Origin of the sequence: Alteromonas sp. 14N.309.X.WAT.G.H12, from assembly GCF_036697315.1 — a bacterium.
GTDB lineage: Bacteria > Pseudomonadota > Gammaproteobacteria > Enterobacterales > Alteromonadaceae > Alteromonas.
In genome coordinates this window covers 1-21,569 of the sequence record NZ_JBAHZB010000018.1, presented here as the reverse complement: position 1 = coordinate 21,569, position 21,569 = coordinate 1, and the positions used below count along the sequence as shown (strand labels likewise).

Annotated in this window: 18 protein-coding genes and 3 pseudogenes; 5 read left to right on the top strand and 16 right to left on the bottom strand. The window is 45.1% G+C overall.

Going from position 1 to position 21,569, the window contains the following annotated elements:
• Positions 1-120: 120 nt before the first annotated feature.
• Together V5298_RS21030 and V5298_RS07785 are read left to right on the top strand one after the other, a co-directional pair.
• A complete protein-coding gene (locus V5298_RS21030; protein WP_416351157.1) occupies positions 121-324 on the top strand; it encodes a class IIb bacteriocin, lactobin A/cerein 7B family in 204 nt (67 codons plus the stop codon).
• Between the two features lie 62 nt (positions 325-386).
• A complete protein-coding gene (locus V5298_RS07785; RefSeq protein ID WP_332930896.1) occupies positions 387-692 on the top strand; it encodes a hypothetical protein in 306 nt (101 codons plus the stop codon).
• A gap of 268 nt (positions 693-960) precedes the next feature.
• Here V5298_RS07785 and V5298_RS07780 read toward each other — a convergent pair whose 3' ends face one another.
• Both V5298_RS07780 and V5298_RS07775 read right to left on the bottom strand, forming a co-directional pair.
• A complete protein-coding gene (locus V5298_RS07780; protein WP_332930895.1) occupies positions 961-2,457 on the bottom strand; it encodes a Na+/H+ antiporter NhaC family protein in 1,497 nt (498 codons plus the stop codon).
• A 272-nt stretch (positions 2,458-2,729) separates the two neighbouring features.
• Positions 2,730-3,212 (bottom strand): annotated as a pseudogene (locus V5298_RS07775) (transposase); the annotation flags it as partial.
• 250 nt (positions 3,213-3,462) lie between these two features.
• Here V5298_RS07775 and V5298_RS07770 point away from each other — a divergent pair.
• Together V5298_RS07770 and V5298_RS07765 are read left to right on the top strand one after the other, a co-directional pair.
• The gene (locus tag V5298_RS07770; protein ID WP_332930894.1) at positions 3,463-3,618 is read left to right on the top strand and encodes a hypothetical protein; all 156 of its coding nucleotides are present in this window, start codon (positions 3,463-3,465) and stop codon (positions 3,616-3,618) included.
• A gap of 26 nt (positions 3,619-3,644) precedes the next feature.
• The gene (locus V5298_RS07765; protein WP_332930893.1) at positions 3,645-3,965 is read left to right on the top strand and encodes a hypothetical protein; all 321 of its coding nucleotides are present in this window, start codon (positions 3,645-3,647) and stop codon (positions 3,963-3,965) included.
• A gap of 134 nt (positions 3,966-4,099) precedes the next feature.
• Here V5298_RS07765 and V5298_RS07760 read toward each other — a convergent pair.
• The 5 genes and pseudogenes from V5298_RS07760 to glmU form a co-directional block, all read right to left on the bottom strand.
• Positions 4,100-4,267, bottom strand: a pseudogene (locus V5298_RS07760) (IS5/IS1182 family transposase); the annotation flags it as partial.
• Positions 4,268-4,657: 390 nt separating this feature from the next.
• Positions 4,658-6,490, bottom strand: coding sequence for a glutamine--fructose-6-phosphate transaminase (isomerizing) (gene glmS / locus V5298_RS07755; RefSeq protein ID WP_332930892.1), 1,833 nt, complete (start codon positions 6,488-6,490; stop codon positions 4,658-4,660).
• Between the two features lie 2 nt (positions 6,491-6,492).
• On the bottom strand, positions 6,493-7,269 hold the full coding sequence (locus tag V5298_RS07750) for a DeoR/GlpR family DNA-binding transcription regulator (protein ID WP_332930891.1): 777 nt from the start codon (positions 7,267-7,269) through the stop codon (positions 6,493-6,495).
• Between the two features lie 65 nt (positions 7,270-7,334).
• Complete coding sequence (locus V5298_RS07745; protein ID WP_332930890.1) at positions 7,335-8,381, bottom strand: Gfo/Idh/MocA family oxidoreductase; 1,047 nt, start codon at positions 8,379-8,381, stop codon at positions 7,335-7,337.
• 80 nt (positions 8,382-8,461) lie between these two features.
• Positions 8,462-9,820: a bifunctional UDP-N-acetylglucosamine diphosphorylase/glucosamine-1-phosphate N-acetyltransferase GlmU gene (gene glmU / locus V5298_RS07740; protein ID WP_332930889.1), complete on the bottom strand. Its 1,359-nt coding sequence runs from the start codon at positions 9,818-9,820 to the stop codon at positions 8,462-8,464.
• Between the two features lie 210 nt (positions 9,821-10,030).
• On the opposite strand from glmU, the gene V5298_RS07735 reads away from it, so the two are divergent.
• Positions 10,031-11,452, top strand: a complete 1,422-nt coding sequence (locus V5298_RS07735; RefSeq protein WP_332930888.1) for a sensor domain-containing diguanylate cyclase — start codon at positions 10,031-10,033, stop codon at positions 11,450-11,452.
• Positions 11,453-11,466: 14 nt separating this feature from the next.
• Here the strand turns inward: V5298_RS07735 and V5298_RS07730 are convergent, their stop codons facing one another.
• The 9 genes and pseudogenes from V5298_RS07730 to V5298_RS07690 form a co-directional block, all read right to left on the bottom strand.
• Positions 11,467-12,150, bottom strand: coding sequence for a hypothetical protein (locus V5298_RS07730; protein ID WP_332930887.1), 684 nt, complete (start codon positions 12,148-12,150; stop codon positions 11,467-11,469).
• Positions 12,151-12,275: 125 nt separating this feature from the next.
• Positions 12,276-14,366 (bottom strand): TonB-dependent receptor, encoded by a 2,091-nt coding sequence (locus V5298_RS07725; protein ID WP_332930886.1) that lies wholly within the window; start codon positions 14,364-14,366, stop codon positions 12,276-12,278.
• 182 nt (positions 14,367-14,548) lie between these two features.
• The gene (locus V5298_RS07720) at positions 14,549-15,229 is read right to left on the bottom strand and encodes a response regulator (protein ID WP_332930885.1); all 681 of its coding nucleotides are present in this window, start codon (positions 15,227-15,229) and stop codon (positions 14,549-14,551) included.
• Between the two features lie 3 nt (positions 15,230-15,232).
• The gene (locus V5298_RS07715) at positions 15,233-16,516 is read right to left on the bottom strand and encodes an ATP-binding protein (RefSeq protein ID WP_332930884.1); all 1,284 of its coding nucleotides are present in this window, start codon (positions 16,514-16,516) and stop codon (positions 15,233-15,235) included.
• Positions 16,517-16,733: 217 nt separating this feature from the next.
• Positions 16,734-17,243 carry a hypothetical protein gene (locus V5298_RS07710; RefSeq protein ID WP_332930883.1) on the bottom strand — a complete coding sequence of 170 codons (510 nt, stop codon included), beginning with the start codon at positions 17,241-17,243 and terminating at the stop codon, positions 16,734-16,736.
• Positions 17,244-17,282: 39 nt separating this feature from the next.
• On the bottom strand, positions 17,283-19,457 hold the full coding sequence (locus V5298_RS07705; RefSeq protein ID WP_332930882.1) for a YHYH protein: 2,175 nt from the start codon (positions 19,455-19,457) through the stop codon (positions 17,283-17,285).
• Positions 19,458-19,707: 250 nt separating this feature from the next.
• Positions 19,708-20,163, bottom strand: a pseudogene (locus tag V5298_RS07700) (type II toxin-antitoxin system YhaV family toxin).
• A 20-nt stretch (positions 20,164-20,183) separates the two neighbouring features.
• A complete protein-coding gene (locus tag V5298_RS07695) occupies positions 20,184-20,516 on the bottom strand; it encodes a type II toxin-antitoxin system PrlF family antitoxin (RefSeq protein WP_332930880.1) in 333 nt (110 codons plus the stop codon).
• Between the two features lie 560 nt (positions 20,517-21,076).
• Positions 21,077-21,457 (bottom strand): hypothetical protein, encoded by a 381-nt coding sequence (locus tag V5298_RS07690; RefSeq protein ID WP_332930879.1) that lies wholly within the window; start codon positions 21,455-21,457, stop codon positions 21,077-21,079.
• Positions 21,458-21,569 lie beyond the last annotated feature (112 nt).

The window sequence follows — 21,569 nt, the reverse complement described above, 5'->3', positions numbered from 1 at the left end:
CCCAAATCAACTTAACGACGCCTTTCTACAAAACATGATGGGCGTTAACCTGAGCTAGACTCCCCCATAACAAAACCACCTTAAGTACAGTATTTTAAAATTTTTTATCGCATAAAGTGAATGGTGCCAATGTTGGCGAGTGAATTAGTAAATGGAAAAACTATGCGATTAATTCAAAAAGATGAGTTAGAGAATATAAACGGTGGAATTCTACCAGCCATTGCCGCTGGTATAGCTGCGCCTATATTTATGAGGCTATTGGAGGCAAAAAAGGGATTGATGAGTACTTCGCTAATGGCTGGGCTTCGACTAAGTCATCAATAAACTATTGGTTCCGATAAGTGCATATAAAAAGCACAATTAGTGTCCGAGCAATTCATATCATCTTGGCACTCATATTTTTCGTTGTTGGGTATGTTTACGATGAGTATCGCCCTGCCATGACATTCTGGTTTAGTGGCAATATACCCAACATCTATGCGGTTATTATCACCTGTGCTCTGATCGGTGCGGCGTATAACAAACATCAAATAAAAAATGTGGTCGACGTCACTATTGGGCTCATTGGCTATGAAGTGTTACAGCTTTGGCTTCCAGAGCGAACATTTGACCTATGGGATATTGCTGCCTGCGTGGTGGGCTTATTGTGCTACCTAGTTATGGCAAGATTGTTTTTTCAGTGGTCAGCATAAAGGGGCTAGATATGTTGCTGGGAGCTGCCATGCTGGCTATGTATAGGCTATGGGCAGCTGTGTACGTGAGTGGGACCTTGGTGCTATGCATTTTCCACCCTATTGATCAGTAGATTGACATGAAAATCATCTACACACAGTGATGCCAATGCAGACATATAGACAGCAATTAGGTAATAAAAAACTTTTTTAATAATGACTTACTTAAAAATAAATACAAGGTCGCACCATCAACGTCATGACCTTGACGGCGGACTTAACACACTAGCTAGGGAGTGGCGACTTTGAATTTTCGCGTTATCCCAATCAAGAGTAATAATTGCAATAGAAGCGCCATCACAATAATTCCCTGATGTTCATAAATACCCGCCACTAAAAAGCTCACCACAGCAATACCACCATTCATTAAGGCATAAGGTAATTGGGTACGAAAATGCTCAAATTGATTACAATTGGAGCCTGTGGCCGACAAGATAGTAGTTTCAGAAATAGGCGAGCAATGATCGCCAAATAGCCCGCCGGATAACACAGCGCCCATACTGACAAATAAAGCCGCATCAATGGCAAAGGCCGTTGGGATCACCAAGGGCAACATAATCGCAAAAGTACCCCAAGAGGATCCTGTGGCAAAGGAAATAATGGCAGAAAATACGAAAGCAACGGCAGGCAATAACCAAGATGGAAAGCCACGCTGAGCTTGTTCGGCAATATACTGGGCTGTTCCTAGCTCTTTACCTAAACTACTCAGCGTCCAAGCAAGCACAAGTATAATAGTCACCTGCATCATATTACTCATACCATTTAAATACACGCCTATGCCATTATTTAAACTCCGCACCTTATACCAGGCCATTAATCCAATAAGAGTGACAGCTGCCAAAAAATAGGCACTAGATAACGCCGCTCGAAACACCGACCCTGGCACACTGTTAAACGGAAACCCTAAAGGCACCAGCATAATCCCAAGCACAGCGGCCATCACAAACAAGGGGCCAAAAACAAAAGATGCCCTAGCGTTCTTATGGGAAAAAGGCGTGATGAAAGCCGGATCGTTACTGCGCTCTTGGGTCGCGGCTGTTTTACACTTATATTCAGCGTCTGCCATAGGACCAAAGTCTGCTTTACGCCATACCAGAATAGGCACCACCGCGATGGCTAAAATGGCATAAAACTGAAAGGGGATGGTATAGAAAAAGGCATCCCACGCTGATATGTTCTGCGCGGCGGCATCAAATTCTTTTTGCATCAAGCCCATGATATATATTCCCCAACCAATAAAGGGAATTAAGATGGCTACCGGCGATGCCGTGGAATCGATAATAAAGGCCAGTTTTTGTCGTGATACCTGTAATTTATCAAATAAAGGCCGAAATACGGGACCAACAATTAAGGGGGTTCCAAGATCGGAGTAAAAAATAAATATTCCACCACACCAAGCGGCAATTTGAGCCCGAGCGCGACTGCTGATCCAAGTCATAATTTTACTGGCAAAGGCTGGGCCGCCACCGGATTTTTCCATTAAGGCAACAAAGCCGCCAATAAATACCATAAGGACAATCACCCCGGCATTGTAACTATCGGTTAAGGTTCCAACCAAATAGGTTTTAACCAATATCGACAACACGGTAAAAGGGTTGAACCCACTTAACATGACGACCGCAGCCACCACTCCAGTAAACAAACCAATGATAACGTTACGTGTATAAAGAGATAAAATCAGAGTGAATACGATGGGTAACAAAGAGGTTATATCTGGACTTGGCAAAATTACATTTCCTTGCAATAAAAGAATAAAAACAAATTAAAAGCGTAAAACCGATTTAGCGGCCAGAAGGAAACGATGGCCGCCATCTGATTAAGTAAAACAAAGGTCCACACAAGTTAGCTAGGGAAACTGCGAATAAGTTCTGCAATTTAGTTCTTGAGCAAGGCTTTGCACTCGCCGTTTTATTTTTGAACTCTAAATTCTCAATTTCGGCCAATATCCACTACCGTTTTAGGCCAAATTTCCCCCTTATTCCGGGTTATTCCCGGATGTCAGGCAGAGCTTGGCTGTCGTCGTAGCATTTGGTCTACTTTAAACAGGTTCGCCAAGGTGAATAGCATGGCTAACTGTGGATCATTTTTCATCAGTTCTTTATAGCGTGCTTTTATAAAGACGAACTGACATTTGATGATGCGGAACGAATGCGCTACCTTTGCCCGGATACTGGCTTTTAAGTATTCGATGTTAATGGCCGTTTTGTTTTTGCGGAGATGCTTCTTCAGTGCGCGGACTTTGCCGGGACCCTCAGCAATCAGCCATTCTACATCCGTACCTTCAAGTTCTTCTCGCTTCTCTGCGCCTTGCTATCCGGCATCGCCAGAGATGAATTCCTCGTCGCCGTACAACAATTTTTTCAACTGATTCAGATCATGCTCGTTGGCGGCGGTGGTTACCCGTGTATGGGTGAGACCGCGCTTGGCATCCACACCAAAAATATGGGCTTTCATGCCGAAGTACCATTCATTGCCTTGCTCATGGGCGGTAATGGCTGTGATTTACTATGTAGCTATGATCTCACATCAGGGACTTATTCGCATCTTCCCTAGAGTGCATCAAACCTGTATTTTAGTCCAATTTTTGCACGTACAGGGTGGTATTTTGGCTCACATTTTCGCAAAGTACTTCCATCCAGTTTAGATGAGAAGACAGAACAAAATGGAAAAATACATTATGCATAAATTAAAGATATTCAAAAAGTAAGCGCTGCTGAAGTCACTGCAGAATATGGTATTGCAGGGCGAAAGTGGTGCGCTAGCTGGTGGCGGCTTTGGAGGTACAGTAGATGGTGTTTTAGGTGGACTTCCCGGTGCGTTGGTAATTGGTGGTATGGGGGCCGGTATCGGTTTTATTTCTGGCTTAGTTTCTTATGCGCTTAGGTAATGTGTCTTTTTGGGGATAAAAAGTTGATGGCTCGCTCTGTATTGAACGCATTGTGTTGGGCACTAATACTTAGCTTACTGCCATTTAGCTATTTTTCTTTGGTGTTAGGTTCATATTTAGGGCTATTGGCGGTGCCTTTCTTTTACGTTATCGTAAAATTGCAACCGTATATTTTTACCAAAGACGGGGATTATTATTTTCGTAATAAACCCTTTAAAAAGCCCCAAAATGTGCTTGCTTTGAAAAGCATTAACGACCTCGATATCGTTTTTGACTCTCAAGATAATATTAGGTCAGTATGGCATACCATTAAACAAATCCAAGTAAATCGTCGGTTCTCAACCTAATCACCCTATTAATGTTGTTGCGTTACGTCTAAAAATTAAGAATCTGATTCATTTTTAACCGCGAATAAATCGTTCTCATGTATATCTATAGCATCGCCATTCTCAAATTCTACGGCATATTCTGCGCCTTGCTATCCGGCATCGCCAGAGATGAATTTCTCATCGCCGTACAACCGTTTTTTCAACTGATTCAGATCATGCTCGTTGGCGGCGGTGGTTACCCGTGTATGGGTGAGACCGCGCTTGGCATCCACACCAAAAATATGGTTTTTTATGCCGAAGTACCATTCATTGCCTTGCTCATGGGCGGTAATGGCTGTGATTTACTATGTAGCTATGATCTCACATCAAGGACTTGTTCGCATCTTCCCTAAGTCCTCATGCTTACCACGTTCTCGCCAATAAACTGGATCCGCTGATAATCAAATTACTACAACCAAAGGCCGAAGCTGTAAATTAAAAGTAGTGTTAGGGGCGGCAGCGAGAGCCTGCTCAGCATGAATCGCTAGCTCTAAAAAAGATAAGCTCATGCTCTTCAAGGAAAGAAAAAACGCGTTTTTAACCTTTGTCTAATCTCACGCAAAAAAGTGATCCGCTGTAAATAGCGAAATCACTTTTCAACTTTATTTAAGACTTCCCATGTATTATTTAGCAACCTGTAGTGGCACAGTACGTGCGCCACCACATTACCCCTACTCCACCGTCACCGATTTCGCTAAATTACGGGGCTGGTCTACATCTGTGCCTTTTATTAGTGCCACGTAGTACGACAACAACTGTAACGGCAAGGTGTACACAATAGGGGCAATGGGTGATGCACAGTGCGGTACATTGATCACCCGCATGGTGTCATCGCTGGCAAAGTTAGCATCGCCGTCGGCAAACACATACATGATGCCACCACGGGCCCGTACTTCTTCCACGTTAGATTTTAACTTTTCGAGCAACTCGTTATTCGGTGCCACCACAATCACGGGCATTTCTTCGTCAATAAGCGCCAAAGGACCATGCTTTAATTCACCTGATGCGTAAGCTTCAGCATGAATGTAAGAGATTTCTTTGAGCTTTAATGCCCCTTCCATGGCAATGGGGTATTGATCGCCACGGCCTAGGAACAAGGAATGGTGTTTATCGGCAAATTCTTCGGCTAAATCTTCAATGCCTTGGGTAATGGCCAGAGTTTCTTCTAACTTCGCCGGTAAGCTGTGCAGGGCATTTACAATTTCACTACGATCTTCATCGCTAATGCCGTTATGCTCGCCCAGTGCCAGTGTCAGCATTAAAAATGCTGTCAGCTGAGTGGTGAAGGCCTTTGTTGAGGCCACGCCTATTTCCGCCCCCGCTCGGGTCATAAAGGAAAGTTCAGATTCCCGTACTAACGATGAACCGGGCACGTTACATATGGCCAAACTCGACATATAGCCCAATTCTTTTGCCAAGCGCAAGGCGGCTAGTGTATCGGCGGTTTCCCCAGACTGGGAAATGGTCACCAGCAAGCTGTTTTCGTACACCACTGATTTACGGTATCTAAATTCTGAGGCAATCTCCACGTTGCAAGACACATTGGCGTACTGCTCAAGCCAATAGCGGGCAGTCATTCCAGCATGGTAACTGGTACCGCAGGCAATAATTTGTACGTGTTTTACTTTGGCCAGTATGGCGTCGGCACCCGCACCAAAAATCCCGGGCACCAAGCCTTGCTCATCCACCCGCTGTTGCAAGGTATTGCGCACTACCGTTGGCTGCTCGTGAATTTCTTTTAGCATGTAATGGCGATAACCGGCTTTGTCTCCTGCATCATGCTCGATATTGGATTCCACCACTTCCCGCTCTACGGGGTTGCCATTCACATCAAAAATGCTAACCGAGCGGCGGGTGATTTCTGCCACGTCGCCTTCTTCTAGGAAAATAAAGCGACGGGTAACCGGTAATAAGGCCATTTGATCAGAAGCAATAAAGTTTTCGCCCAGTCCCAGTCCAATCACCAGCGGACTACCAGAGCGAGCCACCACTACGCGAGAAGGATCTTCACTGTCCATGATCACCGTACCGTAAGCCCCATGAAATTGTGACACGCTGTTTTGTACCGCCTTTAACAAGGACACGCCTTTTTGCAATTCGGCATGCACGGTATGGGCAATAGTTTCCGTATCCGTATCACTATCGAAGGTATAGCCTTGCTCTGTTAACGCTGCGCGCAATGCCAAATAGTTTTCAATAATGCCATTGTGCACCACCGAAATTCGTTCGTTAGAGCAATGGGGGTGAGCATTGTATTCGGTTACGCCACCGTGGGTGGCCCAACGGGTGTGGGCGATGCCCGTCGATCCTAATGCTTCATGTTCAGCCACGGCGTCGGCTAGCGCTTGCACCTTGCCGGTTTTACGCAATCGAGTTAGGGTGCCATTGGGCTGCAACAGCGCCACACCGGCAGAATCATAGCCACGGTATTCCAGACGCTTTAAGCCTTCCAGTAAGATTTCGACAACGTTGCGCTCTGCCACCGCGCCTACAATTCCACACATGGTTAATCTCCGTTTAACGGCGCTATCTTTACCGAAACGCCTTTGTCTTCAAGTTGTTGTTTGGTGTTCTCATCAATACGGTTATCAGTAACCAGAACATCGATATTGTCCCATGCCAGCTCTAAATTCGGCATGCGATGAAAAAATTTGTCAGACTCGGCTAAAATCACCACCTTGCGGGCGACCTCAGCCATGGCTTGGGATAACCCAGTCAGTTCATTAAATGTGGTTGAGCCACGGCTTACATCCAGCCCCGAGGCACCGATAAAAGCAACATCAAAACTGTAGGCCGTTATCATATTTTTTGCCATTTCGCCCTGAAAGGACTGGGAATGGGCGTCCCAGGTTCCGCCGGTCATCAAAACCGTGGGCTCATTCTCTGCCGAGGTTAGTGCACCGGCAATGCTTAGCGAATTGGTTAACACCACCAGCTTTTGCTGATGTAAAAAAGGCAATAACGCAGCGGTGGTGTTACCATTATCAAGGATCAATTTCGTACCGTCAGACACAAATTGTGCGGCTTCTTGGGCGATGGCGATTTTTCGCGCCGTCACAGTAGAAAGCGGTGTATTGTGCTTTGTTTCAGCCGACGGCAACGGTGCTGCGCCGCCAAACTCCCGAAGGACCCTTTTTTCAGCGGCCAATGCGGCTAAGTCTTTACGGATGGTAACCTGTGAGGTGCCAAACCGTGAGGCCATTTCATCCACATGAACATGACCGGCCTGATTCACCCATTCTACGATGTCATTTCTGCGTTGCTGGGTATTTCGCTTTTGCATTTCGAAACTTCTTGATTACGAACCGAAACAAATAAAGCATCAAAAGTTACGATGCGCAAGTTTTTTTAGTTATTTTCGTTCATATCTAGGTATACAGGCAGAGCTTTACCTGTTTCGGCACTTTCCAACGCTAATTCGATAAGTTGAATAACGGGAATGACCGATTTTCCATCAGCGGGGGCTTCGCTGCCTTCTGAGATTGCCCCAGCCAGCCCATGATAAAATTGCAGATAATCCCCTTTTTGTGTGCTAATTGTTTGTAAACACTCACCGTTACTCAATTGCCCATTTTGATCGCTGGGAGTTTCTCCCCATTGGCTGTCATCAAAAGTGAGTCCTTGCTTTAACTGATTTTCCTGTGGATCTAAACCGTATTTTCGATAGCTTCCCTGGTCTCCTTGTACCTCAAAGCGCAACGTCTGATGCCCCTGAAACGGGGAGCTTCCAAGCACTACCGTAATGCCGTTGTAAAACAGGGTAATATCGAAGCTATCATGGCTTTGCCCGCCATCACGTAAGGTTTGCACCACGGCCTGCACCTGTTTTGGCACACCGAATAACTGCACAGCTTGATCCACAAGATGGGGGCCAAGATCCCATAAAATACCTGCGCCGGGACCGGCGTTTTCTCGCCAACGATCCCGGGATCTGGGTCTAAAACGGTCAAAACGGGAAGCAAAACGTTTTACATTACCTAGCTGATTTTCTGCAATCAGCTTTTTCACGGTAAGAAAATCACCGTCAAAACGCCGGTTTTGGTACACGCTCAAAATACGTTGTTTTTCTTTGGCTAAAGACACCAAGGCTTTCGCTTCTTCGCTACTTAGCGTAAAGGGCTTTTCCACCAACACATGACAGCCAAATATCAGGGCTTGTCTGGCCTGCATGGCATGTAGCACATTCGGTGTGGTGATCACCACGAGATCAACCGTTGCTGCCTCTAATGCTTTTGTCATCGACGAATACACGGGCACGTCAGGCAGAACATCGGCCACGGCGGCAGGTCGTGAAGACACCACGCCCACAAGTTCAAAAGCATTCATAAACTGAAGAAAAGGAAGGTGGAAGGTTTTGGCAGAAAAGCCAAAGCCCACCAAAAGGGTTCTAATCATTAAGGTGTCGCCTGTCTTAAAGAAAAGCGACACATTAACCTATTGCGTCGCGTTCAACAAAAGCCACAACCCTCGCGCCCTTATTTTTTAGTTGGGCGAGGCCAGTTGGCAATGGTGCGCTGGCGCGCTCGGGCAATGGTAAGGGCATTATCTTCAACTTCACTGGTGACCGTTGAACCCGCGCCTACCGTAGCATTGTCTCCAATTTTTACCGGTGCCACTAACGAAGAGTTCGAACCAATAAACGCATTGGCTCCAATAGACGTTTTGGACTTATTCACGCCATCGTAGTTACAGGTAATGGTACCGGCACCGATATTGGCCCCCGCGCCCACTTCCGCATCACCTAAATACGTAAGGTGGTTGGCTTTAGCGCCTTCCCCCAAAATGGCTTTTTTCATCTCGACAAAGTTGCCGACTTTGGCTCGCGATTGCATAACCGCCCCCGGACGCAAACGGGCATATGGCCCAACGGTACAGGCTTCGCCCACGGTAGCCTCTTCAATGATGGAGTTAGCTTCAATCACTACGTTATCGGCAATGGTACAATTGGTCAGTATACAATTTGGTCCGATGCGTACGTTGTTGCCGATTTTCACGTCGCCGTTCAGTACCACATTGATATCGATGGAAACATCCTTGCCTGTGACCACGTTACCGCGAAGATCAAAGCGAGCAGGATCTGCCAGGGTTACTCCTTCCATCATCAAGGCATGGGCTTGTCGTGCCTGCAAGGCCCGTTCTAGAGCGGCTAACTGTGCTCGGTTGTTAATGCCTTCAACTTCGCTGGCGGTATCTGGGTGGGCAGCTTGAATGGTTTTCCCTTCTGCTGCGGCCATGGCAATAACATCGGTAAGATAATATTCGCCTTGTGCGTTATCGTTACTTAGGTTGCCCAGCCAGCGTTTTAGATCCGCACCGGACATCATCATCATACCGGTATTAATTTCTTTAATCTGGCGCTGGGCATCGGTGGCGTCTTTATGTTCCACAATGGCTTTAATGTTATCGCCTTCTCTCACGATTCTTCCCATGCCGGTCGGATCATCAAGTTCAACGGTAAGCAACGCCAAATCACAATTGGCTTTCACTGCCGCTAAACGGGCCAGGGTTTCAGCTTGAATAAGCGGCGCATCGCCTACCAAAATCAGCACATCTTCTTTTTCATCGATGTAAGGGATAGCCTGTTGTACCGCATGACCGGTGCCTAATTGTTCTGATTGCAAGCACCAGTTTAAGTTATTGCCGGTAAGGGCGGCTTTAAGCTGCTCTCCACCATGACCGTAGACAAGGTGTACCGCACTTGCCTGCAAGGATTCCACGGTGTTGATGACGCGCTGGACCATAGGAATGCCACCAATAGGATGCAAAACCTTAGGTAACGAAGATTTCATTCTTGTGCCCTTACCTGCTGCAAGAACAATGACAGAGAAAGCCATGTATTTTCCTTAATAAAAAATGCTAAACACCGATGTTATTCTGCTAGTGTAACTAAGCCGATATAACAAGTCAGCGCATCGACAAGTAAAAATGCATTTTATATTCTTATTCTTTTGTCTGGGTAGTAGTTTAAATGGCGAAAAGGTATACTTAGTGCTCATTAGGAATCTTTCACACATGCTTACAAAGCTAGGGAGAGCAAGTAGTTCGTGAAAACATTTCGAACCCTACATAGAAGTATTTTATTACTGTTTGCAGTGGTGGTTGTCGCTATTGTAACCCTCGTCCATTTTAGTGTTAATACCATTGTGGCAGAGCAAAGCCGTGCCCAACAGCAATCCTTGTCTCCCGCTATCTCATTAATTGTTAATCAGCTACTCAAGCCGTTACACATCTCCGAAGCACTGGGGAAGTCACAAGAACTTGTAGAGCTAATGAACTCCCCCACCGTTGATAAAGATCGCATATTTTCCACCCTTACCCGTCTACAAGATGAGTTTGACTTGTATTTTTTTATTGCCAGAGAACACGATCGCATGCAATACAACTCTGACGGCACGTCTTTGCCGCTGGTAAAAGGGGATGTAAGCTGGTATTTCAAATATAAAGATCGTCCCGAAGATGCGGTAGCAGATATTGGGAAATGGGAAGATACCCACTTTTATATCGATATTAAGATTTATAACGAAGATAACGAATTTTTAGGCTTCTTTGGCATCGGCAAAAGCTTAGCCAGCTTCATCAGCATCTTCGACTCGTACAAACAGCAGTACGGTTACGACTTTCTGTTTGTTGATGAAAATGGCGATATTATGCTGTCTTCTGATGCCAATTTAATGGCGTCCTATTCGGATTTTACCAACTTGTCTGAATTACCCTGGTACGCCAGTTTACCGGCAGATGTTCGTGATCAGCGCGCCCTCAACAACCGGTTGGTCACCATCAATCAGCAGGAATACCTCATTGCCGAAGTGAAACTAAACCAGTTTAACTGGACTGTCTTCCTGCTTAGTCCCCTGGATAAACGCAAAGCTGAAATTTCCAAGGCCTTTGTGATCAGTGTGGTCACGCTGCTGGTGGTCGTCTTTTCATTATTTATGATGATTTATCATCTGCTGTATTACTTCCGCAAAGACATGCAACCCGATTTGGTTATTCGCAATACCCAGCGTCTGCCAGATCGGCAGAAAATCGATGCCAAATATAAAGCGATGCAGGAAGAGTTTTCATCCTTAAGCGTGATCATTGTGGGTGTGGATAACTTTAGCACCATCAACGACACATACGGTCGCAATGTGGGCGATGATGTACTCGACCTGATTTCTGGCCACTTGCTCACCAGTGTGAGAACCAAAGATATTGTTGGGCGCTGGAGTAGCGAGGAATTCATTATTTTATTGCCCGAAACCGGCCCGAACGAAGCGGTAGAAATTGCCCAGAGTTTACGCCACGGCATCGCCACCATGGACACCTCAGATTTGCAGCCTCATATTCACCTTACGGGCTCATTCGGCGTGTCATTTACTGCCACGCCTAGGCCTTTGAACGAACTCACCGCGAATGCAGAGGATGCGTTATATCAGGCACGGCGTGACGGGAACAACTTAGTGCGCAAACAACTGATACAATAGGGTATTATCGAATCTTATTGGAGTGATTGTCGTTCTTTTAGTACCTGCTGAATACTTGTTGAAATAGCGTCTGCAAGGGCGCTATGTTGTTTATACAAAGCATGTACTGCACGACCTTTTACGAGATTTACGTGGTTCACGCCTTGCGTTGTAAAAGCGGGTATTTCCTGAGTGCCACTTGCGATAATTGCATAATCATAACGCCCTTTTGACACTAGCTGTATAACGCGATTTAGATCTTCAACACGCAAAGTGCTTGCTTTAATAACAAGATCACTTCGGGCTTCCATCAACACACTAATCAAGCGCCGGGTAGTTACCACCGTTTTTGTAGCATCGGATAATACGTTTTCATTGCAGATCATCTGGATACGGCAATAGAGATTCACATTCGCCTCGGCGATGGGGGGCTGCACAGCAATGATGTTTTTATAGGGCGCCAACACGCTTTCAACACGCAATGTGCTGGCGTCCAACAGGCCTTCATTGAGCAATATCAAACCGCGCTCACCACTGACTTCCACAAATTGAACCCGTAATCCTAGCCGCTCGTAAGCTTCCTGTACCACCTCTTTATAAAAGGATTTGACGCCAGGATGAGAAACATAACCAATAACGTATATCCTCTCGCTGGCAGAGGCTGGAAAGATCACAAAGAAAGTGAAGATAAAAACCCAAAAACTGGGACGTGTTGTCATAAACCGCGTACAGGTTACGTTAATGTATACAGACTATAGTGCAGATATTGATATTCTGCCTAGTTAGGAAAAAAAGGTGGAAAGTGGGCTTTCCAGTGACCTTAGAAAGCCCATTCAATAAGAGGTTAGAAAGCCACTTTCATTTGTAAGCGAGCTGTTGCGCCATCGCCAATTGTCACGTTATTGGTGCCGCCACCGGCAAGGTAATCGGTATCAAACAGATTCTCGATGTTCAAACGAAGGCCTACTGCTTTGCCCATGACATCAGTAGTATAGGTTGCGCCCACATCCACCCGGGTATAGGCATCTTTTTCAACGGTATTGGCATTATCGGCAAAGCGTGCTCCCTGATAAAACAAACCGGCGTTAAGTGCGAGTTTGTCAGTCAGTTCATAACGAGACCACAGCGAAGCTGACCATTTAGGGGCATCTGCTGGCGTGTTACCTTGATAGCTTTCATCCACTTCGTATTCTGCATGCAAATACATCGCCGATGTCATCACAAACCATTTGTCAGTCACTGCACCTTGGGCTGAAATTTCAAACCCTTTATGGGTTTGTAAGCCCGATTGGGTAGTCACCGTTTCATACACGGGATCGTCATCCAATTGCTCTGAAATTAGCGTACCGGATTTTTCGATATTGAAAACGGCGGTATTTACCAACAAGCGCTCTGACACTTGCCATTTCGCGCCTAATTCCCACTGCTTAGAAGTCACCGCGTCGATTTCCATGCCATAGTTTTGATCTAACTCATCGTCAATGGTTTCGCTAGACTGGGGTTCAAAGCCTTCAGAATAATTCACATAAATCGTACTATTTTCTGCAGGATGATAGAGCACGCCCACTTTAGGCAAAACAGACTCGTTATCTGCGCCTGACCGGTTTTGTTTGTCGTAGCGCCCGCCCACGGCCACTTGCCAGTGCTCGCTCAAGGTCATCAAGTCCTGAAAGTACACACCGTAATAATCGTATTTGGTCACACTTAGCGTATCGTCATTGTGATAGTCCAGTTCAGGACGACTGGGTTCGGTGTCACCCGGCGTATAGGTAATGGTATCGCCACGCTCTATCAATTGCCCGTAGTAATAATCGAGGCTGTTCGCACCAAACAATAGGTTATGCTCGATACCACCAAAGTTAACCTGACCATGCAAATCCACATACGCGGTTTTAAATTGCCAATCATCAAAGCGGTCATAAGGGTTTGAGTCATAGCTGTCGCCAGCCACATAACCAGAAGGGTAACTGGGTGATGATTCAAAGCGTTCCCGTTCGAAGGTTTGCTCGTTATAACCGACTTGTACATCCCACTGAGAATTAAAAAAGTAGCTTAAATTTGCGCCAATATTTTCAACCGTAATATCGGTAAACGCCCACGAGAAATCATTGATGGTGTGTTTTTCGCTAACCACATCGCCGTTATCATCTAACCAAGCGCCGGTATCTAAGCCCGCTTTATCGTTAGTACGATCATAATAAGCGTTAACAACGAGATCGTCGCTAAAATGATGCTCGATGTTTAACGAGCCTAAGAAACGATCCCGCTCGCGGGTTTCGCCATTGTAATAGTCACGGTCGAAATTCACGTCTTGTTTTACCAGTACCGCACGGTAATTGGTGTCTTCGACAATTTCACCGCCGGCATCTAACATAAAGCGGGTTGAGCCAAATTGGTCGGTATCGGCACTTAACTCGAATAAAGGGGCAACCGTAGGCTTTTTAGTCACCATATTCACCAAGCCACCCGGCGCAGACTGGCCGTAAAGAATACTTGATGGGCCTTTAATCACTTCAACCCGGGACAGGGTTTCTATGGGTTGCTGATAGTGAGACCAATGTTGGTGACCATCACGCAAATAACCGGTAGAGGAGCTTAACTCAAAACCCCGGGAGCTAAACACTTCCCGATTGCGCTGGGTAGAGCCTGGCGACAAGCTGGCATCGTTATTTAGCACTTCACCTAATGTGGTGGCCAGTTGCTCAGCCATAATAATTTCTGGAATTACGGTAACCGATTGGGCGGTTTCAAGCAGCGGTATGTTAGAGCGCATCGCACCTGAGGCATCCTGTACCTGATAGTCATCAAAAGAAGCACCATTGATGGTGATAACCTCCATCGCGTTAGCATTTGTGTTTGCTTCGCTTTCATTTGCTGCACTTGATAACGCCACCAAGCCCAAACTCACACCAACAAAAATCCGATTTAACTGCATGAAAGTTCCCAAATAGTATTCGCAATTAAGATAAGAGGCGCTGATATTAACACAAATGCAAATAGCATCAATTCTTGTTTAAAGAAATTGTCACGACTACTTCACAATGATGGGCGTGATTGTTGATTACTAAAAGGAGAGATAAGCGAGGGTAACGTATTGAAATAACGAATGAACAACGATTACCCGCTTTTGAATTTGTAACCCACACTGTAAACCGCGGCAATGGGGTTTACATCCGCATCAATGGCGCTAATTTTTTTGCGTATATTTTTAATATGAGTATCGATATTACGATCGGATATGTTGTCCGTGCAGGTATACACACTATTGATAATATCTTCGCGACTAAACACCCGACCCACATGACTAATAAACAACCAGAATATTTTAAACTCTACCGCAGTAAACTTTAGATTTTCGCCGTGAAGATACGCATCGTAGTTGTCTTTGCTTAAGCGAAAACCCTCGTACTTAATGGTATTGGCTGTGGTTGGGCTTGTTCTTCTAAGTACCGTTTTTATGCGCGCAACGACCTCTTTGGGGCTAAAAGGTTTACATATGTAATCATCTGCGCCAAGTTCCAAACCCAGCAGGCGATCTTCTTCTTCTCGTTTAGCAGTAAGCATAATAATAGGTACACTCGAGAAAAGGCGCAGACGTTTGCATATGTCGATACCACTAACATCTGGCAGCATTAAATCAAGCACAACAAGATCAATATCATGTTGCTTGATATAATCCACCACGCCCTGGCCGCTGGTAAAGTGAACAGTAACGTAACCTTGCTGCTCACAATACGCCACAAGAACTTCAGCGATGTTTTCTTCATCTTCAACAATGAGTATTTTTTGTGCTGTCATTTGCTAGCCTAGTAATGAAAAGGTAACCTTTACCTCTAGCCCACCTTGCGGTGAATTATCGAGGGTTATTGTTCCACCATGGGCATCGACAATCTGTTTACATAGGGCAAGCCCCAAGCCAGAGCCACCGTGTTCTCTGCTACGAGATTTTTCGACTCGATAAAAGCGTTCAAATAACTTTTTTTGATCTTGGGGTAAAACCCCTGGTGCAGAATCTTGCAAAGTAAGTTGAATCGTACCATCTATTACTTGGCCAGTTATGATGACCTGCCCGCCAGAATGGGTGTATCGACAGCTGTTTTCCAACAGGTTTGAAAATAACTGTTTAAGCCGATTTTTATCACCTTTTACCATCCATTCTTCCCCATTGTTTAAACTCTCACAGATTAGGGTTAAGCCTTGCTCGGCGAAACGGGCGGCATAACTGTCAACCAATGCCTCTAATAAGCTTGTTAAATTAACCGGTGCAAAGTCATAGGAAAGGTTGGCCATATCGTTATGTGCCAACTGAGCCAAATCATCAACAATGAGATTAAGGTTTTCAACTTGATTAACCAGCAAGGCAATACGTTTCTCGTCGGCTTCAAATACACCGTCTTGTATGGCCAGTAAATGTGAGCGAAGCACCGTCAAGGGCGTTCTTAATTCGTGGGAAGTATCTGACACCCACTGTTGACGCATTTGCTGATTTTGTTCAAGCGTTTGAGCCAACTCGTTAAAATTATTAGATAAGGTCCCTAACTCGTCTTGGCTTACCGGTACTATTCGGCTACTAAAGTTACCTTTGGTTAACGCATCGGTACCGCCTACGATCTGCTTAATGGGTTTGATTAAATGGCGAGACAACACAATTGCCATAACAAAAGCCAAAACCACAACCCATAGCGTGATCACAAAGTAATTATTAAACTGGGCGGTTAAAAATGCTTTTGCAGGGCTTGCCTGGATAAACCGAGAAGGCACAAGACCTATCCAGCCGATAACGCTATCATTTAGCAAAATTGGCTCTATATGGGGGTTTTCATCTAACTTAGCTCTGCCCACGATCACCTGTTTATCTTTGTTATACAAGCTTATTCGCTGCCCCGTTTTAAGCGAATCTACAGGCCCAGACACACTCGTTTTTTTTTGCGGCTCGACGATAGCCCGCCACAATTGCATGTTTTCTGCTATTGACTGCCAACTGCCCAACTCCCGATAAAATTCAGTGAGTTGATACTTAATACTGGCAACGTGATTTTTTTCCTGTTGTTCCACAAAGTCGTTAAACCCGGTGGAGAAACTCATATATAAAAAACCAAACATCACGCCAACAAGAGCAATGTTGGTAACAAAAAAAGCTAAAAAGAATTTATGGATTAGTTTCACAGGTTTAAGACGCTTAGCGAAGATAGCGTGATATCCGTATTGCAATGTTGCATATTGATTATGTACCTACAATTCATAAAACCCAAAAGCGTATCCCCTTTTCGATACGCTTTTAGTGGTTAATCGTATGACAAGGTTAAAATGTAACTTTGGCTGTGTCACCAGGGCTAAGCAATTGATACTGGGGCTTCACAAAATTTGCATGTACTGTGCCCAAGGTTTTAGGGAACGATAAAGCAAGTTCATCGACGCGACTAAACCGGTGTTTTGCTTGGAATACAATTTCCAAATCGTGAACATCATTGCCCCCAAGAGGAGTAACGTCCACTCGTTGAAAGGGAATAGCCTGGTTATTAATACGCAATACCATTTTTTTCTTAAGCGCCTTTTTTATATAATTTTTTAGCTCAACAGCGCTTAAATTTTCTGGCATTACCTCATCAATATCGCCCATAAGCCACGCTTGCTCACTTTGAAGCGCCAAGATCAAATGCGTGGTATTGGTATACACCTTTACCTCTACTTGACCATCTCGCAAGGTAACCTGTGCCGTGGTTGCTTTTAATTCGTGGGCTGCAAGGTAAGGGCTTACGCTGACAATTATTGCGACAAAAAGCAGCCAGGTTATTTTAGTGATTACATTCATACAATGTGCCTTAATGCTTTGCCAAACATATCCATTATTCTATTTGGGCTGCACGATAGTGGCTTTACAAATGAGGGTGTTATCGGTTTCCAGATCCTCACCCCAGATAAACTTCGCGCTTTCGTCCCAAACAATATCGTCATAGCCATCCTTTGGCCCCACAGATGCGGAGTCGTGCTCAGTCGCATTGGGCCAGCCACTGTAATCAAAGTCGCTTTTCAACCATCCCTCCGGCGCCTCTTTCGCCATAAAGGTGCAATACCCTTCTCCGGCCACAGGATTTGCTTCCCCTTCACATAATTTATTCAGTGGCGCTTTGTGCAACACCTCACATTTAAAGGCTTTATCACTTACCCCAACCACTCGTTGGGTGTCGGTATCGGTTATCTGCATGATAAAACCCCCATCGCCCATTTGCTGATTTCTAGCACCAATGTATTCAAGGCCCGTATCATTTTGCTTAAAGTCTTTAATGATCAAATTAAGCTCAATAGGATAATTGGCAGAAAACGTAATACTTTCAGCATTAAAGGAACGCTCAGTGGTAATGGGAACGGAATCCTCAATAAGTAATTGTTCGCCAATGTAGGCGCTAAACCAGTTGTCTGCCCATGCCTCAAGTTTAAAGTGGTGTTCACCGGTAATTTCAGGGTTGGTGTTTTGTTTTGTCACCGTTGCGGTGTGTTTATTAGGTAAAGGGCCTCGACAAAATGTGCCCGTTTCAATCTTTCCACCATTGCTAATGGTTTTTTGCGTAAATTCGTAGCAGTTTTTCCCCTCTCGGGCGGGACGATAGGTCGTGAAATAGTCTTCCCCTTTGTATGAATAACGCATGGTACGGCTACCATCTTCAGCAATAGTATGGGTAAGGTTTTCAACACTGCCTCGCGGTGGGCGCAGGTCGGCGCGAATTCCCTGGGTATCGCCATTTAACGGTGCCACTCTGGGTAGTCGGCTTGTGTCCACTTCGCCCACTAAACACTGAATAATGTAGGGCGGTGTAGTCGAGGTTTGGTATCGATACCCAAACGTGGGATCTGACTGTCCGTTACACACATCAAGCTCCCCTTTGGCAATTGGGCTTCCGTCTGGATTATTATTGCCATACAACGGGTAGCCATCGTAGGCCCAACCAATAATGGCATCACTACCTTGGTTTTTCATAGCATCGATCATACAGGTGGGAGCAGCATGATAGTGATAGTCATCGCCCCGTCCTGCATGACCCCCACAAATATCCAGTTGCCCCAACACCACTGTGTCGTGCTGCTCATCGTAGCTGTTAACGTCTAACTCCCCCTGAGAAGAATAGTCGTATATGGGCACACCATTTACCGCCACACCCACAGCAGCATCAATGGTGGTTACCGATTGAGCCTTTTTGGGGTGCAGCTTAATAGGAGCCACATAATCTTTCGCTGGCACAGGTATTTGCTCGTTGGTCGAGGTGATGCCAGTCATCATTTCGTGTTCAGGGTACGTTGAAGAGGCTACGTATGCGTAATTTTCATCGCAGGTCACCGATACGCTTTCCCCAAAGCCCGCTTGACTGACAGATTGCTTTATTTGAGTACATCGCGGTGATGCGACATTTGCCGTTAGGTAAGCAGAATTCAGGGATGTTTGATCATTAGGCTCGGGTTTTCTATTTGGCTTGGGCCTATCACCACCGCGACCACGTCGCTCGTAGGTAACCGACATACTGGCAGAGCCAAGGGATATATCTTTTATGGCATTAAGCAGTGTGGCACGGTCCACTGTGGCATTGGGGTTAACAATGACAGGTGCCGACAAGGCGTACAAGGTATAGGTGTAACGTTTTACGCCCGGCCCTTTAGAACAAGGTGGTGCGTACTGATTTACATCATTTACGCTGTTCGAACCGACATCACCGAGGTTTTCCCCTGCTTCGATATGGGTTTTGCTAGCTGGAATATTGTAGAGCGTCCAATACCAATGCATGCCCTCTGGCGCTTCATGATCCATAATTAGCGCATAATATTGCGTATCTGTGGGCGCGCCATGCCAATTTAACGGTGGGCTAATACCTTTGCCATCACAGGTGTAAACCATTGGTAGTTTACTATCATCATTTACTGCCGGACTACTTAGGGTAAACCCCTGCTCACGTCCTTGAGGATCCTGGCTATTGCAAGCCGTTAACAACAAACAGCAGAGGCCCATTAAGCACATAGCGTTAATTTTCTTCATCATGTAAAACTCCAAAGTTTGAGGTACATATATGAGTTCGCGAAGATAACTATAACCGGCAAATGTAGGGCAATTATGTAGTTTTGGGATTTTGAAATCGTAAAGGGAAGTCCAGTAAATCCGTTAGGGGTGACCTTTCCCCATAAAAACAAAGCCCCTCACGAGGGAGGCTTTGAATGATAAATCCGTGCTTTGTAGTAGAGTAATCGGAATCACGATTAGGCTATTTTCTTGTAGAAAACAAGCGAAGTACTTATGGAGAGAGCGTTTCGTCCCTAGCTGCTTTTAAAAGTTCATCCCATCCTTCGGAAGGATTACCCGACTTTAACATCTTTTCGAACACTTTCTAAGCATCGGTCTTACTGCCGTAGGCGCGTTTATTCTTCTCGTCATTCACCCATGCATACACGATGACCTTAGACTCTAAGTGATAACGAAAGAATAGGCGATATTGCTGGAAAAACTTAGCCCTAAACCAATGCTTATTCTCGCTACCTAAGGTACTTCCTAGACGGTAATCCGAGCTGGTTGGATCCAGTGGAACAACCTGAAAAATCAGTTTTTGAATAGCAGCTAATCGTTTAGTGGCATTTTTCTTAACGTAACCCGTTGGGTCTTTCTGCTTCAGGTTTTCTACCTGCGCTTTCAGCTCTAAATATTGTTCTGCGAACAATGGATGCGTGTAAAGCGTCCAACCATTTACCACCATTGGAATGCTTTGCGACAAAATTATTCATCCTCATCCATAAGTGGCGCGTCTAAATCGACGCCCACACCTGAAACTAAGGCTTCCACACTTTCACGCATACTTGCTGTGAGCGGTTGCAGTCTTTCAGGGTGAGCTTGCATGTCACTAGCGATAAATGACAAGAATTCACCAAGAACGGGATCACTTTCGGGAGCGGCTGTGGCACGAGAAATAACCACACTTCCGTCTGACTGAATAGCATATTTAATCTTATCTTTTTTACCTAAGTGCAATGCCTGGCGAACAGGACTGGGCACTGTAGTTTGAAAGCGGTCTGTCAATGTGGACTCTGCTTCTAATGTAACTTGAGCCATAATAACCTCTCAATATGAAATACAGACATTTGTTTAAAGTTTAATACGGAAGAAGGGGGTAATGCAAACGCATTACCTCTTCTTCCGTATCAAATACGTGCTTATCGCTCAATGCCAAAGGATGCGTCCGGTTTGTACACTTCCATCAGCTTGGAGCGCGATACGTAGGTGTATGCCATCGTACAGTTGGAAAATCACAATAAAGCGGCACAATAGAAATTATTTGAATACCAAAGTGAAAGCCATGCCAAAACCTCGAAGAAGCCTTATTAGCTTATCAGACACACCATATTAACACTGCATTTCGCGCTGCTTGCGCCGTGCATTTTTATATGGAAAAGATAAACTGATCGGAAAAAGTTTTGAGCACCAGCGCCAGTGGGTGGAGGACCGCCTAATGCTTCTCGCTGACGTTTTCTGCGTAGACGTATGTTATTTGCCATCATGAGTAAAACCACACGCATGTGGCCACTGGCGCTATGGCGAATTCGAACAAGTCATCAGCCTGCTTTAAAAACAAAGCCCCGACTAGCGAGGCTTTGGATTCAAAATTAAGACAGTTATTTATCTAGGTAGTCCTTTAGCTGCCACTCAATTAAGCTACCGCAGTCTCCAAACTGAGCTACTAGGCTGGAGGTTTGGGCAAGACTTTCAGGTAGTGTGAAAAAGCTTACGTGCATTTCATCTTGTTCATACAAAGATAGAGGCACAAAAAAACTTTGGTTTTCTTTGTCAGCACTATAGGTAACCATCACTAGACTTGAAAGGTCTTCACGAACAGGTATTTTTGCAACGAATGAGAAAGACTTATTTTCTTCAGATACAGACACCCATTCTTTTTCTGAAATAGTCGGTGGCTTATAATCCTCCGGGGTAATGAAGCAACCACCTAATACACTAAAACTCATCAAAAATAACAAAATTGATAGCAAATTTTTCATGGGTATACTCTGAATCGCCCAGATTAGCGAGGCTATGGATTCAAATAAAAAGCTGTCCTTCTTGCTATTCTATAATATTAAAGGCATTTAAAAAGAATGCCAAAAAAATAAA

What these genes read in the sequence shown, in the direction of transcription:
- V5298_RS07720 (WP_332930885.1), bottom strand. Translation starts at nt 15,229, where the DNA reads ATGACAGCACAAAAAATACTCATTGTTGAAGATGAAGAAAACATCGCT.
- V5298_RS07765 (WP_332930893.1), top strand. Translation starts at nt 3,645, where the DNA reads ATGGCTCGCTCTGTATTGAACGCATTGTGTTGGGCACTAATACTTAGC.
- V5298_RS07770 (WP_332930894.1), top strand. Translation starts at nt 3,463, where the DNA reads ATGGTATTGCAGGGCGAAAGTGGTGCGCTAGCTGGTGGCGGCTTTGGA.
- V5298_RS21030 (WP_416351157.1), top strand. Translation starts at nt 121, where the DNA reads ATGGTGCCAATGTTGGCGAGTGAATTAGTAAATGGAAAAACTATGCGA.
- V5298_RS07695 (WP_332930880.1), bottom strand. Translation starts at nt 20,516, where the DNA reads ATGGCTCAAGTTACATTAGAAGCAGAGTCCACATTGACAGACCGCTTT.
- V5298_RS07730 (WP_332930887.1), bottom strand. Translation starts at nt 12,150, where the DNA reads ATGACAACACGTCCCAGTTTTTGGGTTTTTATCTTCACTTTCTTTGTG.
- V5298_RS07745 (WP_332930890.1), bottom strand. Translation starts at nt 8,381, where the DNA reads ATGATTAGAACCCTTTTGGTGGGCTTTGGCTTTTCTGCCAAAACCTTC.
- V5298_RS07690 (WP_332930879.1), bottom strand. Translation starts at nt 21,457, where the DNA reads ATGAAAAATTTGCTATCAATTTTGTTATTTTTGATGAGTTTTAGTGTA.
- V5298_RS07715 (WP_332930884.1), bottom strand. Translation starts at nt 16,516, where the DNA reads ATGAGTTTCTCCACCGGGTTTAACGACTTTGTGGAACAACAGGAAAAA.
- glmU (WP_332930889.1), bottom strand. Translation starts at nt 9,820, where the DNA reads ATGGCTTTCTCTGTCATTGTTCTTGCAGCAGGTAAGGGCACAAGAATG.
- V5298_RS07725 (WP_332930886.1), bottom strand. Translation starts at nt 14,366, where the DNA reads ATGCAGTTAAATCGGATTTTTGTTGGTGTGAGTTTGGGCTTGGTGGCG.
- V5298_RS07710 (WP_332930883.1), bottom strand. Translation starts at nt 17,243, where the DNA reads ATGAATGTAATCACTAAAATAACCTGGCTGCTTTTTGTCGCAATAATT.
- V5298_RS07705 (WP_332930882.1), bottom strand. Translation starts at nt 19,457, where the DNA reads ATGATGAAGAAAATTAACGCTATGTGCTTAATGGGCCTCTGCTGTTTG.
- glmS (WP_332930892.1), bottom strand. Translation starts at nt 6,490, where the DNA reads ATGTGTGGAATTGTAGGCGCGGTGGCAGAGCGCAACGTTGTCGAAATC.
- V5298_RS07750 (WP_332930891.1), bottom strand. Translation starts at nt 7,269, where the DNA reads ATGCAAAAGCGAAATACCCAGCAACGCAGAAATGACATCGTAGAATGG.